A 16,607-nucleotide genomic window follows, 5' to 3' on the forward strand; every position below is an offset into this window, starting at 1 on the left:
GAGCAAACACTCATGAAAAAAATTGTAACGATAGGTAGTATTACTGTTGTCGCCGCCATACTGCTCACCTATTTCTTCTTTAAGCCAGAACTTCTCCATTACTTTGGTCGTCCCAATGGTGCTATTGTGTTAGGCGAGAAAGAAGAAGTACAAAAAACGTTATCCGATGTTAAAAGTAAGATTTCTGCCCAAGAGAACTACACTTTGAAAGAAAGTAAGATAAATGATAAAAAAGTTTTGTTCCTCTCCAAGACTACTGCGGAGGCATTGAATAAGAGAGGATTAATGAACACTGTTAAACGAGTGAAAGGACCTAAAGGATTGGAAATAGAAAAGTTGATTACGTTACCAGCAGTTCCAACAGGAAAAGGAATTCTCTTTGCCAGAGAAGATTTGAAAGAAGGGGCTACCAAAAGTGTAGAGTCCGAACAGAAATTGATTACCGAATATAAGGGAGACACGATTATTGGTGAAGGAAGCCGCTTTCCAGGAGAGAATTCCTACGTTATGGTGAGTGATGATATCTTTGCCTCGATCAAAGCGCCAGAGAAACAACTCACTGTACTTTTAGCTGACGTAGAGAATGGTAAAAGTTTGATAAAGCTCTCGGATACAATCGATTATATCAATGCTTCTCTGAAACCTTGGAAGTAATGAATCCCGTATCACAACTAACCGACTACCTATACATTTATGGGATAGTCGGTTAGTTAACATAGTAACAGGGAGTATCGCAGAAAATGGACATATTAAAATTAGATTGTGATCGACATACGTTTGTCTAATAAATGATTGACAGATCGTTATTTAGGGAGGGAAGCGCTTGAATTTTCGTCAATTTGCACTTAATAATGTCAAACGAAACGCTCGTGCTTACTCCGCTTACTTCTTAAGCAGTGTCTTTGCAGTAATGGTCTTCTTTACCTATGCCGTATTCATCTTTCATCCTAGTCTAGATATACCTGGTCTTCGAAAGGTCATGGGGGCTGCCGTTGGTATTGCTTACGTTTTCTCATTTTTATTTGTGTTTTACTCGATCAGCATCTTTTTGAAATCAAGAAATAAAGAATTAGGGATTTTGACGATCTTAGGAGCACAGAAAAAGCAGATTAGGAAGCTCATCTTTCTAGAAAATATATTGATTGGCATTGCCGCCATTGTGATAGGAATGATTTGTGGACTTGCTTGTGCGAAACTGATCCTTCTCTATGGAGCTAACATTTTAGAGATCAAACTTCCATTTTATCTACCATTACAAGCGATGGGGCTTACCGCAGGTGCCTTCTTCGTCTTATACATCGTGCTTTCCTTTTCAATCCTTGCCTTCATTCGTCAAAAAAAGGCGCTTGAATTGTTGATGGGTACAAGTAAACCAAAAAAGGAACCCAAAGCCCACATCCTACTTATTCTTTTATCCATTGGTTTAATCGCAACTGCATACTATTTTTCAAGTAAAAGCTTTACCTATATGAAAGAGGCTCTCGTTTCGGGGATTATGGGGATCTACTTCTTTTTTACTCAGTTTTGTGTGTTCTTGATGCGGTTATTGAAGAGAAACCGTTCTTTCTATTGGAGAGGTACAAAGCTACTATGGGTTTCGGAGATGTCATATAAGCTAAAAGATAATGCCCGGATGTTTTTTATGGTCACCATTGTGATCATTATGGCTTCTTCCGCTATCAGCCTTGTCCATTATATGGATTATGAGACGAAAGAGGCGTATAGGGAAAATCCGTTTGCTATAACTTTTTCAGATAGAGAGGGGAAAGATTGGGCATCGGGTATGAAGAAAATCGATCTAGAGTTAGAAAAAGCAGGGCTAACATATGAGAAAGTGATTAGTAAATCCATCTGGATTCATGGGGGCTTGCATGTAATCAAAGAATCTGATTATCCTCAGCTAGCCAAATTGCTTGAGATGAAGGTTTCTCATAAGCTCAAATCCAGAGAAGCGATTCTCATTTCTCCTGAATCTAAATTAGAGAACTCACGCTCTGGACAACAGATAGAACAAGAACTAAAAGAAGAATTATCAGTACATGATCTCCAAATTGTACAACGAATTGATAAAACGATTGAGCTATACAACGCCTTTGTCGTGGTGAATGATCAGACTTACCAACAAATCGAACAAAAGCAAAGAGAGAAAAATCAAGCACAGCAAAACAAGGCAAATCCTGAAAATATCTCTATCTATTATTTTGTGCCAGATTGGTCGAATCAGAAATTCCCTCGTTCGGATTCTAAGCAAGCAAAATTGAGTAAAGTGTTGGAGGGGATCGCTCATGAAGATGGTCATGTGAAAACAAGAGCTGTCAGTTATCTTGAAAAGCAAAAAGAACATAGTATGATGAGTTTCATTGGCATACTTATCGCAGCGATATTTTCGCTCGCTACGGGTAGCTTTCTATACTTCAAATTATATTCTGATTTGAATGATGATCAGCGGATTTATCAAATGCTTTCTAGGATCGGTTTAAGCACACGAGAGATGAAATGGACATGTACCATCCAGATGGCCATGCTATTCTTCATTCCATTTATCGTTGCAGGACTTGTGTCTGTGTCTGTGTCCGTTCTCCAAGTTTTCAGTAGATCTTCATTCCAAGCACAAGGCATGCTTACATCATCATTAATAAGTATTACTGGTTTCTTTGTTGTACAGCTAGTCTATTTTCTTATCATCCGTGCTCTTTATCTAAAAGAGATGAATAAAGTGATGGTAGAGTCCATGCATTAGAATAACCCTAAGGCATCATTAAACAGAAGACTCCTTACCTTGTTGAAATGCATACAAAGTAAGGAGTCTTAGTTTTCCTATCTTTCGTTTATTCCAATTCCATTATTTGGGCAAATTACGGTTGGTGACACAGTTGCTGGTTCTACCCCAAATAAGAGGGCATTTACGAATGACTATACTCGAGAAATGCTATATAAAATAGGTCATATGCAAACATTTCTCGATGTACTTACAGAGTAGATTTTCTTTTGTGAAGATATGTTTTAAAAAATATTAGAGCATTATGAAAGAATGGATTCGATCTATCGTGATCGAATCCATTCTTTTTTCTGTTTAACATAGATATTAGTAATCCACTACTCCTGCCGATTCTTACATTTGCCTCTATATTATCTGTCGTATTTATCTTCTTTTTATTTTTTTCAATAAAAAATGTCTCCTGCTATCTCATGAGCACGCTTATATAAGTGCAGGGGAGAAGGAGAGATTCGACATGATAGAAGGAAATGGTTCAAATCTAGTATTTATCAATAGAGCGGGAGTAATAGGCTCCCATTTCCATAACATTACTTATTCAAATAAATTTTAGGATTAAATTTTGTCCTTATTTCTGGCTCCCGTGCGCTTCAGTAAATATAAACATCTGGGAGGAGTGAGTCGTTCACCAATCCTAAATTCCTACTATGTCATAAGACAATCCAGATTGCTAATACATTAAATCGAACCTACTATAGGAGCTGGTTGTTATGGACAACCGAATAGAAGAACTATTAAAAGATAAGCCCATAACGTTTGAAGAAATCATTGAGGACAGGGGAACGGTTAGAGTTTACGGTTCACTTGATATTGAAAAGCTTGTCAAACTACTATTGCAGAGCAAATCAATGAAATGTTGATGCTCTGTTTTTTATTATTAATTAGTTGCAAATAATAAATAATTTGTTTATAAATCATTGTAGCAATCATTTCTAAATGAGCGAATTCTTCTGTGCCTATATCGGTTAATAGGCCGACTACTTTATCGGGAATGGTGTACCGCTGATTGAGATAGCGGAGTGCTGCGGCGAGTTCGCCATCTGCTCCGCCGTATTGCTCCACAAGTAGTTTGGCTAGGTAAGGGTTACATGTACTTACTTTTACGGGATATTGCAGTTTTTTCTCGTATACCCACATTGATTGGAAACCTCCTTTTTATACCTGCCAAGGCCAAGGAGCTTTTCCCCAGGACCAATTTTCATCAGAATAACTACGACCAAATTGTAGGAGGGGACCATATTGGGCTTCGTATTCTTTGGCTAATTTTTTTCGTTTTTTGGTTAAACTGTTAAATTGGCAAATGGTATCTATGTCTTTGGGATGGGTGTCAAGGTAAAGGGTTAACTCTACTAAGGCAAAGTCAACAGCTTGTAGTTCTTCTAAGAGCTTATAATATTCGGGTGGCAGAGGCGCATTCATCGTAGTTCACCCCTTTTTTTGTACGGATTTTCGTAAGGGTCATATAACGCTTTCCATAAGGTTCCCCGAAATAGAGCTTCACGAATGGGGAATTGTTCTAAACAACGGGGCTGAAAACCCATATAGAGGTGAGGAGGAGTGGAGTAGTATTTATGCCCAATAGGGGGGCAAGGGTCAAAGGGCCCGTGGTATACGTCATATGTTTTCATGGATGTATGATGACAGCGGTCATTTTGGCTCAAAAAAATCCCTCCTTGGTAGAGATTGATTCTTTAGAAGGTATGATAAGGTTTTATTTGTTATTCAAATAATGTTAGTGCGCAAGATGCTTCTTCATTCATAATCGAAATATAATATATCGAGATGGGAATGGAAGTTGCTTATGTAGGAGGTCCTCCAATGAAGGCGAGAGCGTTAAAGATAGGGGATACCATTGGGATTATCGCGCCTGCAAGTCCGACGAATCCAGAAGAGCAAGAACAGGCATTGGAGATTTTTTCTGAGTTTGGTTTTAAGCTTAAATTAGGGAGCTCTCTTTGGGAACAACATGGATATTTGGCGGGGCATGATTGGGTCAGGGCAGAGGATTTAAATCGGATGTTTGCAGATCCTGAAGTAGATGCGATATTCTGCATGAGAGGTGGATATGGGACGCCTCGTATTCTGGATCTAGTTGATTATAGGAGCATTAGGAGAAGTCCGAAAATCTTTGTGGGTTATAGTGATATCACGGCCTTACACTTAGCTATTCACCGATTTACGGGTTTGGTGACTTTTCATGGACCTATGATTACGGAGCTCGCGAGGAAGCCAGATTTTTATTCATGGTCGACATTATTTCAACATTTGACCAGCCACGCACCTGTTGATAGATATGAGGAGCCTATCGAAAAACATTCCATTGTAGCAGGATCAGCGAGAGGACCATTAATTGGTGGCAATTTATCATTGCTTGTATCTACATTGGGAACTCCGTTTGAGATTGATACATCTGGTAAGATTCTTTTTATTGAAGATGTGGATGAAGATCCGTACAGGGTGGATCGGATGCTCACTCAGCTAAGACATTCTACTAAACTTCAAAGGGCAGCAGGAATTGTGTTTACTGATTTCACGGATTGTACTGCAGAAAACGAAGAGAAGAGCCTAACGATTCGAGAGATTCTAGATGGCATTGTAAAACCACTTGGAATCCCTTGCTATTTTGGACTAAATGTGGGGCATACTCAGCCTAATTGGACGTTGCCGATCGGATTACTTACAGAGATCAATGCAACAGAAGGATGGATCCAGTTTCAAGAAGGATCTGTAGAACCGCATTGAAGAATAATATTACGAATACAAAGTTAAATTATCATTAAGTTTTTGTAAATATGTATCTTCTGAATAATGTAACTGTTATAATTAGTTTGTATTTCAAATACAATAGTAGGAGTGAATTGAATGAAGAAGTTTCTTTCTGTTTGCTTAGCATTTGCCTTAATGTTAAGCGTTGGGCTTGTTGCTTCTGGTAACGGTGTTATGGCTAAGGAGCAAGCAAAGCCAGGGATTGGAACACAAGCTATTGATATCACAGGTGTCTGGCGAGGCAATGATGGTGGATTGTACTATATCCGTCAAGTTGGAAACACAGTTTGGTGGAGCGGTATGAGCAATAATGGCGTAGGAACCAACTGGACCAACGTGTTTAGAGGGCAATTAAATGGAGATAGTGTTGCAGGTACATGGGCGGACGTACCAAGAGGTGCGGTCATGGGTTACGGAAGCTTGTCATTCACTGTTTTCTACACAGCAACCGGTATGCAATTAAAGAGAACTTCCGTTTCAGGCGGCTTTGGTGGTAGCTTGTGGTACAGATAATTATATAGTCAAACATAAAATATTTGCCAATACTAGCATCCAATGGGTGCTTCTTTTTTTTGTTATCGGGAGCGTGAATAGGGTATAATTCACGGCAAGTGATATCAAAACAAATACAGAATAGGGGATCCTATGACACAAAAAAGTGAACAAACAGTGGGATGGAACTTTGATAATAGTTATGCGAACTTACCTCACATATTTTTCTCAACAGCAACCTTGAACCCTGTACGTGTACCAGAGCTAATTCTCTTAAATGATTCGCTAGCAAACGCTCTGGGATTAGACACGGAAGCTTTGCAAAAGGATGGGGTGAAAGTATTTGCTGGTAATAAGACTCCGGAAGGTACGTTACCACTAGCTCAAGCTTATGCAGGCCATCAATTTGGTCATTTTACTATGTTGGGGGATGGCAGAGCTATATTGCTAGGAGAGCAGATTACACCTAGTGGGAAGAGGTTTGATATCGCGTTGAAAGGATCAGGTAGAACTCCTTATTCTCGTGGCGGCGATGGTCGCGCAGCGCTTGGTCCTATGTTACGCGAGTACATCATCAGTGAATCCATGCATGCGCTCGGAATTCCTACTACTCGAAGTCTAGCAGTTGTAACGACTGGAGAAATGATCATTCGTGAAACCGATTTACCGGGGGCGATCTTAACTCGGGTAGCCAAGAGCCATATTCGTGTGGGCACTTTTCAATATGCTGCAGCTAGAGGGAGTAAGGAGGACTTACGGGCTTTAGCAGACTATACGTTGCAACGTCATTTTCCACAGGTTGTTCTAGATGAAAATCGATATCTTTCCCTAATAAAAGAAGTGATGAACCGCCAAGCGTCTTTGATTGCTAAGTGGCAATTAGTTGGCTTTATACATGGAGTGATGAACACAGATAATATGACCATTAGCGGGGAGACAATCGATTACGGTCCGTGTGCCTTTATGGATACCTATCACTTGGAAACGGTATTTAGTTCCATTGATCAGCAGGGGCGGTATGCCTACGGGAATCAACCTCGAATGGCTGGGTGGAATTTGGCTAGATTTGCGGAAGCGCTCCTACCGCTACATGAAGATGAGTCAACGGCAGTCGAAATAGCTCAAGAAGTGATATCTCATTTCCCTGATATCTATCGTGACTATTGGCTTGCTGGAATGCGAGCAAAATTAGGGCTATTTGATGCAGAAGCAGAGGATGAATCATTGATTGAAAGCCTGCTTTACATGATGCAGAAGTACCGAGCCGACTATACCAATACATTTCGAGCGCTCACGCTTGACCAATTGGGAGAGTTAGCTTTCTATGGAAAGCCAGAATGGGATCAGTGGATCCAGGAGTGGGAAAAAAGATTAGATCGAGAACAAGCTTCTAAATTAGATTCACAGCAGTTAATGAGGAATAGTAATCCAGCCATCATTCCACGAAATCATCGAGTAGAGGAAGCGTTAAAGTCTGCCATGCGAGGAGATCTTAGTGTGATGAAACAACTTTTAGAGGCTCTTTCTAATCCGTATGCATATACGCTAGGACAAGCTACGTACTGTTCATTACCTGATCCGACTTCACATCCCTACCAAACTTTTTGTGGGACATAAGAGGGGGGTGTTTGCCCCTTGTCCCACAAATAAAAGACTATATACAATACAAATTAGCCCTTTTTCCATTTTATCATCTATCTAACTATCACATGTGATATCTACAAAGAATAACATATACGAGTTGATCTAGTAGAAAATGATAGTGTCATAGAAAAGTGATACTACCGTTAAGATTGGTAGAGTAGATAGGGAGGAATGAAAATTGGCTATTCATTTATCACCTGAACAAAACATTTACCATCTGGATCACAAAAAGGTTTGTTTTATTCATGTTCGCACTTTGAGTTATTGGAAGGATTCATTATATAAAAAGCTAGAAAGATTATGTTTATCAGGATTATATCAAAAATTAGATGCTATTTTTATTAATTTTGTTGTAGATGATATTCATGACATTCAATATATAAAAGAAAATATTATAGATCCCCTGAGTCACTATGATGATACTATTCGATATAGGATTCTTCCTGAAGAATATCAGTATGAAAGAGCCACCTTGCATTGGATACACCAATACTCTAGTGCAAGTATAAATAATGTAGAAGTGTTATATCTACACTCCAAGGGAGTAAGACGTGGTGAGGTATACTATAAAGCTTGTATAGAAGATTGGGTTAATTTGATGGAGACTGTATTAGTTGACTATCATGAAGTGAGCTTCGCATATCTAAAAAAAGTGGATTCTTGTGGAATTAACTTTTTTCTTCACCATCCGTATCCACCACACTATTCTGGGAATGTCTGGTGGGCGAATAGTCACTATATTAAACAGTTAACCGGAACGGTTCCTCCGGACGGGTTAGCACCAGAAATGTGGATTTTATCTCATCATACGGTTACATTTGCTGAGATATTTAATTCTGGATATCCGCTCGCAACTCATTATACCCACCCATTTCCTAAAGAAAATATCCCAACACATTTTCAGCCGATTGTATACCATATAGATGGAAATGGATTAAGAGTCTGTCCTGAAATAACAGGTTGATATACGTGCCGCTTAGATAGACAGCTGAAATAAAAAAGCTGCCTATCTAAGCGGTACTTTCTATATCGAAGCGACTAAGACTAACAACTAGGCATGTAGAGTTTGTTCATTCAACCTCTGTGTAATCCAATCAATAAGATCTTGGAAAACCTCTTCCCGATTTTCTTCATGTAGCATCTCGTGTCTCTTGTTTTTATATAGCTTCATGGTTACGTCCATAACTCCGCATTTTCGATACGTGTCATATACTTCTTGAACCCCTCTCCCCTTATCTCCAACAGGATCAAGTTCTCCTGAAAATAAGTAAATAGGGAGGTTCTTGGGTGTTTTTTTATATTCTTCGAGTTGATTTACAACGAGTACACCTTTACATAATTCACGGTAAAAGCTAGTCGTGCAGGTAAATCCGCATGCTGGATCTGCTATATAGCGATCCACTTGGCTGGCATCAGAAGATAGCCAATCAAAATCGGTGCGTTTTGGTTTGAATTGAGAGTTAAAAGTGCCAAACGACAACAGTTTGAGCATGTTGCTCTTTGTTTTGACCCCGCGTACTTTCATTTCTAGAGTGGCTAATAGATGCCCTATTTTTCCTAGAAGACCTGGGTTCCCACCTGTCCCTGAAAGTAGAAGTCCATCACATATATGATGCTGAAGTTGTACAGCTCGTCTTGCTAAAAAAGAGCCCATACTGTGCCCGAGTAAAAAGAGTGGGCAGGAGTGTTTGTCACGAATGAGGTTAGAGATGAAGATGATATCCATAACAGTTTGATCCCACCCTATATCTGGCTCAAAATGTCCATAGTCGTCTTCTTGTTTTGCGGTTTTTCCATGTCCACGATGATCGTGAGCGTATACCCCAAAACCAGCGGTCAGTAAAGCCTCTATGCATTCGTTGTACACACCTATATGCTCCGTCATACCGTGCGCAATTTGAACAATTCCTCTCGGTGTTTCGGTAGGCAACCATGTGTATAAATAGACTTCCGTCCCATCTGTCATGTGAATATAGCCTTCTTTAATGTTCATATATGACCTCCTTTTATTATTATAAATCATTGACGAGAGCGGATCAGAGGCGTGGAGAAAATAATTTCTGAAAAAAGGAAAAGGGTATAAAAGGGAGAAATTACCATTATTATATTATTTTCTTATAAGGAGGCACTATGAAACGCTCTTTTAAATCAATGATTGGGTTATCTGTGCTCGCTCTATCACTGACAGGATGTAACGATTCTACTCCTACTATGAAACAACTTCCCACTTCATCCGAAAAAGCACAAGCCGAGATCATAAACAGTAAAGGCACAAAAATCGGAAAAGCCGAATTCTGGCAGGAACAGGATTATGTGATGGCAAGGGTAACCGTAAAAGATCTGCCTGAAGGACCACATGGGATTCATGTCCACACAGTAGGAAAATGTGATGCTCCAACCTTTGAAACGGCTGGACCTCACTTGAATCCAACAGATAAAAAACATGGAACCAAAAATGTAGAAGGCCCTCATGCTGGAGATTTACCCAACTTAGAAATAAATGATAAAGGTGAGGGATTGGCTGATTTGGCGCTAGAAAATGTCACCTTAAAAGAGAATCAAGAGAATTCTTTATTCCATCCCGGTGGAACAGCGATTGTCATTCATAAAGACAAAGACGACTATAAGACGGATCCATCAGGAAATTCGGGAGCACGCATCGCTTGTGGAGTGATCGAAAAAAAGGAGTAATAACCTGATGAAAAATGAGGGCAGTATTACAGACTGTATCCCAATAGGTTAGAAGGTTTAATGGGATATGAAGCTGGATACGTGTCCTTTTTATCTGGATTTACTTGTTATAAGAATACAATTTCTAATGGATTATTATTTAAAAAATAGGATCTTATCTATTGATTAAGAAATAGATAAGTGGTACAATTTATTTATACGAACATATATTCTCATTACATAAAAGGGGCATGAACATCTTGGAAAAAGTCACCGAAAAAAGTACAAAATCAATTATTCTAACAGCACTACGTGAAGCGGAAAAGAAGATTACAGAACTAGAAAAAGGAAAGCTAAACGCAGTTGCTGAAACGGTGGCAAAGAAATCGGCCGAAACGATTGAAAAAGCAAATGAAATTATGGAAGTAAGTATTGATGATAAAATTAAAGATTTATCAAAAACCGTTACGCAGATGTTATTAAAGATTAATGATGAGATTGTAACAGAAACGGATAATCTTCAAACGGTAAAGGACGCAATCGCATTAAAGGAAACAGAACTAAAAGAGCTATATGAGATTGAGAAAAAAGCCCATACATTAGCTGGTTTAGTAAATGCTCACCAAGAATTAAAGCTACAACAAGAGAAAGAGCTTGTAGATGCAAAGGAAAAAGCAACAACAGAGCTAAACGAAATTGTCGAAAAAATAAAGAATGCTCGTGAAGAGTATGAGGTTCTGGTCAAGGAACAAAAAGAACAACTTACACAGACGAAAAAAAGAGCGGAAGAAGAATTTACATACGATTTTGCACGTACGAAGAAGCAATCTCATGATGAACTGGAAGATGAGCTTGCTAGTAAACGAAAAGAATTCCAGAATGAGTTAGATCAAAAAAATAGTGAGATGGCTGATCATAAGAAAGCATTGGGTGAGAGAGAAAAAGAGTTAGAGAAACGCGAACTGAAAATGACAGAATTGGAAGCAGAAGTAGAGGCATTCCCGAAAAAGGTAGAAGAGCTGAAAGCAGAAGCAAATGCGAAGGCAGATGCAGAGGTCAAGAAGATACTAGCAATCCGTGAAAACTCTCTTAAAAAAGAGATTGAGGCAGATAAAAGAATTCTTGAGTCTGAAAGAGATAGATTGGAGAGTCAGTTAGAGGCTGCTAATCATAATATCGACACGTTACAAACCAAATTGGATGAAGCTTATAAACGGATTCAAGAGATGGGAATTCAAATGGTATCTAGTTCAAATGAGACGAAAGCATTTGACAAGATCACTGCCCTTATATCTGAAAAAAATAGTAAATAGTGAAGAAAGCCTGAAGCCTGTTCAATCGTAGAACAGGCCTTTAGCTTATCAGTAGATTCTTCTGGTTCTTGATTATGGCTAAATTTTCTCGATAGCTACCAAATATAATGCCTTTTTCTGTAATGATTGCCGAGATATACTCATGTGGTGTGACATCAAATGCAGGATTATATACTTTGATTCCCTCAGGTGCGATCCGCCTCCCTGCTAGATGGGTGACTTCTTCTGGATGACGCTCTTCAATCGGAATAGATTCCCCAGAAGGAGTGTCTAAGTCAATCGTAGATAAAGGAGAGGCGACGTAAAATGGGATTCCCAGTGCCTTTGCTTGGAGTGCAAGCCCAAAGGTGCCAATTTTATTAGCAGTATCTCCATTGGCAGCGATGCGATCGCAACCTACGATGATGGCTGAGATTTTCTTGGTACGTATAGTATGGGCCGCCATATTGTCTGTGATGAGAGTGACATCCACACCAGCTTGCTGTAACTCCCAAGTGGTGAGGCGAGATCCTTGGAGCAGGGGTCTGGTTTCGCAAGCATAGACGGATAGTGGCACACCTCGTTCCTGAGCAAGATAGAAGGGAGCAAGTGCCGTGCCATAGCGTGCTGTGGCGATCGCTCCTGGATTGCAGATGGTTAAAATATGATCACCTGGTTGAAATAAACTTAGGGCATATTCCCCGATTTGTTGGCAGGTGGCTTCATCTTCTCGTTGAATGGTGAGAGCTTCGATTTCAATCAGTTGAATGGCATCTTGAACCGTTTCAGCATACTGAATGGATTGCATAACACGATCCAATGCCCAACATAAATTAACAGCCGTTGGACGAGCAGAGGAAAGGTAGTTACGTTGTATCTTTAATTGGTGGGTAAAAGTCCGTAAGTCTGACTCTTCCTTTTGTTGATTTGCCCATAAAGAGAGACCAAAAGCGGCTGCAATCCCAATAGCAGGGGCACCTCTCACTTGTAAGGCATGAATTGCATTCCATAGTTGTTCGGTTGTTTCGATCCGAATGAAGTCCATTTTGTGTGGAAGCTCATGCTGGTCTAAGAGGAGTAGATGATCTCCCCTGTATTGGACAGATTGGACCGGTGTGTGTTTGCTCATGATCGTAATGCTCCTTTTATCCGTTGAATAAAGTGGCCTAAGCTGTAGAGGTGAGTACGAGATTTGATCAAGTCTGCACCGAGCTGAAGGGCACGTTCTTTGATTTCAATTTGGATGTGAAAATCTTCGATGGTATCAAGATCGGCTACATGCGCTAATCCGATGGTACGGCGAATGATTTCACAACCAGCAAATCCAATCGCATCCGTCCAAACTTTTAATAAGAAACGTGGCAATATACCGGGTACATTCGTATAGATTTCATGATTTGATTCGTCCCAAAGTTTGGTGAATTCTTGTGCGAAGGTAATCCAAGTTTGTTCCATTGCACGTAGGAGATCGCTTACAATTGCTTGACGGTCAGTGGTAGCGAGTTTGGATAGTGTATTTAAAATGATGTTGGCGAAGAATTGTCCCAGATCAAAGCCGATCGGTCCGAAGAAGGCAAACTCTGGATCGATGACTTTGGTCGACTGTTCGGTGACAAAGATACTTCCTGTGTGTAAATCCCCATGTAAGAGTGCCTCTGCGTGGGTGAGGAATTGGAATTTTAAGAGTCCTACTTCAGTGAGTAAATCTTCATCTGCCCATATGGTTTCGACTGCGTGTCTAAGTTCATGTGGAAAATCATTGGTTGGATGATCGAAGAAAGGGTCTGTAAAGACAAGATCTTCTGTAATCTTGCATAGGTCTGGATTGGTGAACTTTTGGACGAGCTCTTTTTTGACAAATGGATGGAGTGCGAAATCGCTGGTGGCAAATGACGTTTGCGCTACATAATAACCTATGTGCTGGGCAAGTAAGGGATAATGTTGATTTGAAATTAGTTCGGTTCGTAGAATATGATGGTCGGATAGGTCTTCCATCACTGTACATGCTAATTCATGGTCCGTATGCAAAACATGGGGTACTAGATTGGGTACTACTCTGGCAGTCATACGTAGTGATTCTGACTCAATCTTGGCTCGATTGAGGGACAGTGGCCAACTTTCTCCTACTACCTTTGCATAAGGAAGAGCTTGTTTGACGATGATAGAACGATTGGTTTCGAGTTCAACGAGTTGAAAAACGAGATTTAGATTGCCATCTCCAATTTCTTTGACGATTAGCTTGTTAGGATGATCAAAGATGGAAAGTGTTTTTACAAACTCCATCACGGTTTGCGTGGTAAATGGAGCATATTGGTTTACAACAGACTGTTGTGCCATGATCATTTCCTCCCCGAATGATAGTGATATAATACGGGGCAAATAAAAACTGCCCCTTTCGGTGTGAAAGAGGCAGGGAATTGTGATTCCGCACCTCTTATCTTGCGAACGCAAATAAAATACGTTCCGCTGGAATTAGCACCGTGCCGTGCTTGACGATATGTCAAGGCTCCCACTCTCACTTGACGTGGACGCCCCATCTCGCGATGGTATTACGGTCGGTTGCTGGGCTTCATCGGGCCAAAATCCCTCCACCTGCTCTTGATAAGAGACCAAAAATATATAATTGAGTTTTTAGTTGGACTTTTCAAATGCAATCATATAGGTTTTCGGAATTTGTTGTCAATAGAAAAAATGTTTGACTAAAATAATTTAGTATATCTCTGGACGACGATCGGTAAAAATGGGGATGGTAGAGCGTATTTTTTTCACTTGATCGGTGTCAATTTCCACTTGGATGATGGCGGCTTTCTCATCTGCCTCAGCCAATATTTCGCCCCATGGATCTATCACCATGGAGTGGCCTGCAAATTGGTTGTTCGGATCACTTCCGGTCCGATTGCAAGCGATGACATAACATTGATTTTCAATTGCCCGGGCAATACAGAGACTTCGCCAGTGAGAGAGGCGTTGGATCGGCCACTGAGCGGGAATATAGAGCACTTCCGCACCCGCGAGGATCGCTTTTCGAATCCACTCAGGAAAGCGTAAGTCATAGCAAATAAAGCCTGCACTCACGACGTCATCCAGCATGAACGGTTCTATCCTAGAACCAGCAGTAAGATACAGATGTTCGTCCATCAATTGAATGAGATGTGCTTTGTTGTATTCGTTTACTATCTCTCCTTCGCGGTTGAAGGCATAAAGCGTGTTGGTAATACCGGCTTCTGTTTTTTTAGGAATCGATCCAGCGACAATATGAACTTGATATTTTTTGGCTAGTTGCGTGAATAGAGATCGTGTACATTCCCCATCTGGATCCGAAATTTCATGCAGGCGCTCTAAATCATAGCCGGTAGTCCATAACTCAGGTAGAACAATCACATGAGGTGGATTCAACTGTTTCATTACTTGGTGCATGAGGTCCTTTACTCGCTTCATGTTAGCCTCTGGATCTCCAAACGTGATATCCATCTGAATCAGGCAAATGGTTTGCTTCATTCCAAAATCCTCCCCTTTGACAACTTCCTCTACACGTTATAACATATATCATTATCATTTCAAGAATGTTCGAAAGTAATAGGGAGTGATGGATAGTGACGCAATTCACACAAGCAGATGTATTAACGAAATTACCGAAGCAATTCTTTGCTAGTCTTGTTCAAAAGGTGAATTATCTTATTGCTAGTGGGGCAGATGTAATTAACCTGGGGCAAGGTAATCCAGATCTCCCAACCCCACACCATATCGTTCAGGCAATGCAAGAGGCGACAGCTAAATCGGAACATCATCGATATCCTCCTTTCCGGGGGCATCGTTTTCTCAAGGAAGCAGTAGCTAATTTTTACGCTCGTGAATATGGAGTGGAGTTGGATCCTGACCGTGAAGTAGCGATTCTCTTTGGAGGTAAAGTGGGCTTAGTGGAAATATCCCAGTGTTATTTAAATCCAGACGATGTTGCGCTTGTACCTGATCCAGGCTATCCTGATTACTGGTCTGGAATTGCTATGGCACAAGCAAAAATGGTGCGAATGCCCCTGTTGGAACAAAATCAATTTTTACCTGATTTCACGCAAATCTCAGATGAGGAGTGGAATCAGGCAAAATTAATGTTTTTAAACTATCCCAATAATCCTACCGCTGGCATAGCCACCACATCATTTTTCGAAGAAACGGTTGCTCGTGCAAGGGAACATCAAGTGCTAGTTGTACATGACTTTGCCTATGGAGCGATTGGATTTGATGAGCAAAAGCCAATTAGTTTCTTGCAAACTCCCGGCTCGAAGAATGTAGGGATTGAAGTATATACGCTGAGCAAGACCTATAACATGGCGGGATGGCGGATCGCATTTGCTGTAGGAAATGAGCAAGTGATTGAGTCGATTAACTTAATTCAGGATCATTTTTATGTAAGCATTTTCGGAGCAGTTCAAGAGGCGGCGGCAGTAGCACTGAATCATTCTCAGGAATGCGTGGATGAACTGGTAGAGGTTTATGAAAGTCGTCGAAATACCTTTATATCAAGGCTTCAGGAACTTGGAGTGGAGAATATTCACGCACCAAAAGGATCATTTTTTTGCTGGTTCCCTACTCCGAGTGGTCTAGGATCGCAAGAATTTGCTGATTTGTTGTTGGAACAAGAGCATGTTGCAGTAGCTCCAGGAATCGGTTTTGGACAAAGTGGAGATGGATATATCCGTGTGGGCTTGTTAACTACCGAAGAGAGATTGATCGAAGCAGCAGAGAGAATGGCTCGTTGCTATCAGCGGATGAAAAATAGATTGACACCGTAAATGGATTCAGTCATAATCAGATTAATTAAATAATTGGATATAGATATTTCTCTTATCAAGAGTAGGTGGAGGGACTAGCCCTTTGAAACCCGGCAACCGGCTTATCTAATGATAAAAACGGTGCTAATTCTTGCAGTTCAGAAATGGACTGAGAGATGAGAGGAAGATGACGGATTT

Annotated in this window: 15 protein-coding genes, 1 pseudogene and 2 riboswitches; of the genes and pseudogenes, 9 read left to right on the forward strand and 7 right to left on the reverse strand. The window is 40.4% G+C overall.

Annotated features, from left to right (window positions below):
• Positions 1 to 12 precede the first annotated feature (12 nt).
• Together J2Z48_RS04855 and J2Z48_RS04860 are read left to right on the forward strand one after the other, a co-directional pair.
• Positions 13 to 654, forward strand: coding sequence for a lipoprotein BA_5634 family protein (locus J2Z48_RS04855; RefSeq protein ID WP_307251456.1), 642 nt, complete (start codon positions 13 to 15; stop codon positions 652 to 654).
• A gap of 169 nt (positions 655 to 823) precedes the next feature.
• On the forward strand, positions 824 to 2,740 hold the full coding sequence (locus J2Z48_RS04860; RefSeq protein ID WP_307251457.1) for an ABC transporter permease: 1,917 nt from the start codon (positions 824 to 826) through the stop codon (positions 2,738 to 2,740).
• Positions 2,741 to 3,682: 942 nt separating this feature from the next.
• On the opposite strand, the pseudogene cotJC reads toward J2Z48_RS04860, so the two are convergent.
• The 3 genes and pseudogenes from cotJC to J2Z48_RS04875 form a co-directional block, all read right to left on the reverse strand.
• Positions 3,683 to 3,913: pseudogene (gene cotJC / locus J2Z48_RS04865) on the reverse strand (spore coat protein CotJC); the annotation flags it as partial.
• A gap of 18 nt (positions 3,914 to 3,931) precedes the next feature.
• Positions 3,932 to 4,195: a spore coat protein CotJB gene (locus J2Z48_RS04870; protein ID WP_307251458.1), complete on the reverse strand. Its 264-nt coding sequence runs from the start codon at positions 4,193 to 4,195 to the stop codon at positions 3,932 to 3,934.
• The gene (locus J2Z48_RS04875) at positions 4,192 to 4,404 is read right to left on the reverse strand and encodes a spore coat associated protein CotJA (RefSeq protein WP_072334097.1); all 213 of its coding nucleotides are present in this window, start codon (positions 4,402 to 4,404) and stop codon (positions 4,192 to 4,194) included. The genes J2Z48_RS04870 and J2Z48_RS04875 overlap by 4 nt, the downstream gene beginning before the upstream one ends.
• A gap of 190 nt (positions 4,405 to 4,594) precedes the next feature.
• Between J2Z48_RS04875 and J2Z48_RS04880 the strand changes: the two genes are divergently transcribed.
• The 4 genes from J2Z48_RS04880 to J2Z48_RS04895 all read left to right on the forward strand — a co-directional run bounded on the left by J2Z48_RS04880 (position 4,595) and on the right by J2Z48_RS04895 (position 8,642).
• Positions 4,595 to 5,518 (forward strand): S66 peptidase family protein, encoded by a 924-nt coding sequence (locus tag J2Z48_RS04880; RefSeq protein ID WP_307251460.1) that lies wholly within the window; start codon positions 4,595 to 4,597, stop codon positions 5,516 to 5,518.
• A 120-nt stretch (positions 5,519 to 5,638) separates the two neighbouring features.
• Entirely contained in the window at positions 5,639 to 6,055 is a 417-nt protein-coding gene (locus tag J2Z48_RS04885) for a hypothetical protein (protein ID WP_307251462.1), read from the forward strand.
• 132 nt (positions 6,056 to 6,187) lie between these two features.
• Positions 6,188 to 7,651, forward strand: a complete 1,464-nt coding sequence (locus J2Z48_RS04890; protein WP_307251463.1) for a protein adenylyltransferase SelO — start codon at positions 6,188 to 6,190, stop codon at positions 7,649 to 7,651.
• A 205-nt stretch (positions 7,652 to 7,856) separates the two neighbouring features.
• The gene (locus tag J2Z48_RS04895; protein ID WP_307251464.1) at positions 7,857 to 8,642 is read left to right on the forward strand and encodes a hypothetical protein; all 786 of its coding nucleotides are present in this window, start codon (positions 7,857 to 7,859) and stop codon (positions 8,640 to 8,642) included.
• Between the two features lie 87 nt (positions 8,643 to 8,729).
• On the opposite strand, the gene J2Z48_RS04900 is transcribed toward J2Z48_RS04895, so the two are convergent.
• On the reverse strand, positions 8,730 to 9,671 hold the full coding sequence (locus tag J2Z48_RS04900) for an alpha/beta fold hydrolase (RefSeq protein WP_307251465.1): 942 nt from the start codon (positions 9,669 to 9,671) through the stop codon (positions 8,730 to 8,732).
• A gap of 137 nt (positions 9,672 to 9,808) precedes the next feature.
• Here J2Z48_RS04900 and J2Z48_RS04905 point away from each other — a divergent pair, with 137 nt between their 5' ends.
• Together J2Z48_RS04905 and J2Z48_RS04910 are read left to right on the forward strand one after the other, a co-directional pair.
• Positions 9,809 to 10,369 carry a superoxide dismutase family protein gene (locus tag J2Z48_RS04905; protein ID WP_307251466.1) on the forward strand — a complete coding sequence of 187 codons (561 nt, stop codon included), beginning with the start codon at positions 9,809 to 9,811 and terminating at the stop codon, positions 10,367 to 10,369.
• Positions 10,370 to 10,608: 239 nt separating this feature from the next.
• Positions 10,609 to 11,661: a coiled-coil domain-containing protein gene (locus tag J2Z48_RS04910; RefSeq protein WP_307251467.1), complete on the forward strand. Its 1,053-nt coding sequence runs from the start codon at positions 10,609 to 10,611 to the stop codon at positions 11,659 to 11,661.
• A 40-nt stretch (positions 11,662 to 11,701) separates the two neighbouring features.
• Here the strand turns inward: J2Z48_RS04910 and mtnA are convergent, their stop codons facing one another.
• The 3 genes from mtnA to J2Z48_RS04925 all read right to left on the reverse strand — a co-directional run bounded on the left by mtnA (position 11,702) and on the right by J2Z48_RS04925 (position 15,138).
• A complete protein-coding gene (gene mtnA, locus J2Z48_RS04915; protein ID WP_307251468.1) occupies positions 11,702 to 12,769 on the reverse strand; it encodes an S-methyl-5-thioribose-1-phosphate isomerase in 1,068 nt (355 codons plus the stop codon).
• Complete coding sequence (gene mtnK / locus J2Z48_RS04920) at positions 12,766 to 13,983, reverse strand: S-methyl-5-thioribose kinase (RefSeq protein WP_370872876.1); 1,218 nt, start codon at positions 13,981 to 13,983, stop codon at positions 12,766 to 12,768. The genes mtnA and mtnK overlap by 4 nt, the downstream gene beginning before the upstream one ends.
• Before the next feature lie 88 nt (positions 13,984 to 14,071).
• Positions 14,072 to 14,248: riboswitch (SAM riboswitch) on the reverse strand.
• A 101-nt stretch (positions 14,249 to 14,349) separates the two neighbouring features.
• On the reverse strand, positions 14,350 to 15,138 hold the full coding sequence (locus tag J2Z48_RS04925; protein ID WP_307251470.1) for a carbon-nitrogen family hydrolase: 789 nt from the start codon (positions 15,136 to 15,138) through the stop codon (positions 14,350 to 14,352).
• Between the two features lie 95 nt (positions 15,139 to 15,233).
• Here J2Z48_RS04925 and J2Z48_RS04930 point away from each other — a divergent pair, with 95 nt between their 5' ends.
• Positions 15,234 to 16,430, forward strand: a complete 1,197-nt coding sequence (locus J2Z48_RS04930) for a pyridoxal phosphate-dependent aminotransferase (protein ID WP_307251471.1) — start codon at positions 15,234 to 15,236, stop codon at positions 16,428 to 16,430.
• A 49-nt stretch (positions 16,431 to 16,479) separates the two neighbouring features.
• Positions 16,480 to 16,592: riboswitch (SAM riboswitch) on the forward strand.
• Positions 16,593 to 16,607: the final 15 nt, after the last annotated feature.

The organism is Croceifilum oryzae, from assembly GCF_030814315.1.
Taxonomy (GTDB): domain Bacteria; phylum Bacillota; class Bacilli; order Thermoactinomycetales; family Thermoactinomycetaceae; genus Baia; species Baia oryzae.

Excerpts from the sequence above, each read along its gene's own strand:
- J2Z48_RS04855 (WP_307251456.1), top strand. The coding sequence starts at position 13 with ATGAAAAAAATTGTAACGATAGGTAGTATTACTGTTGTCGCCGCCATA.
- J2Z48_RS04870 (WP_307251458.1), bottom strand. The coding sequence starts at position 4,195 with ATGAATGCGCCTCTGCCACCCGAATATTATAAGCTCTTAGAAGAACTA.
- J2Z48_RS04875 (WP_072334097.1), bottom strand. The coding sequence starts at position 4,404 with ATGAAAACATATGACGTATACCACGGGCCCTTTGACCCTTGCCCCCCT.
- J2Z48_RS04880 (WP_307251460.1), top strand. The coding sequence starts at position 4,595 with ATGAAGGCGAGAGCGTTAAAGATAGGGGATACCATTGGGATTATCGCG.
- J2Z48_RS04885 (WP_307251462.1), top strand. The coding sequence starts at position 5,639 with ATGAAGAAGTTTCTTTCTGTTTGCTTAGCATTTGCCTTAATGTTAAGC.
- J2Z48_RS04890 (WP_307251463.1), top strand. The coding sequence starts at position 6,188 with ATGACACAAAAAAGTGAACAAACAGTGGGATGGAACTTTGATAATAGT.
- J2Z48_RS04900 (WP_307251465.1), bottom strand. The coding sequence starts at position 9,671 with ATGAACATTAAAGAAGGCTATATTCACATGACAGATGGGACGGAAGTC.
- J2Z48_RS04905 (WP_307251466.1), top strand. The coding sequence starts at position 9,809 with ATGAAACGCTCTTTTAAATCAATGATTGGGTTATCTGTGCTCGCTCTA.
- mtnA (WP_307251468.1), bottom strand. The coding sequence starts at position 12,769 with ATGAGCAAACACACACCGGTCCAATCTGTCCAATACAGGGGAGATCAT.
- mtnK (WP_370872876.1), bottom strand. The coding sequence starts at position 13,983 with ATGATCATGGCACAACAGTCTGTTGTAAACCAATATGCTCCATTTACC.
- J2Z48_RS04925 (WP_307251470.1), bottom strand. The coding sequence starts at position 15,138 with ATGAAGCAAACCATTTGCCTGATTCAGATGGATATCACGTTTGGAGAT.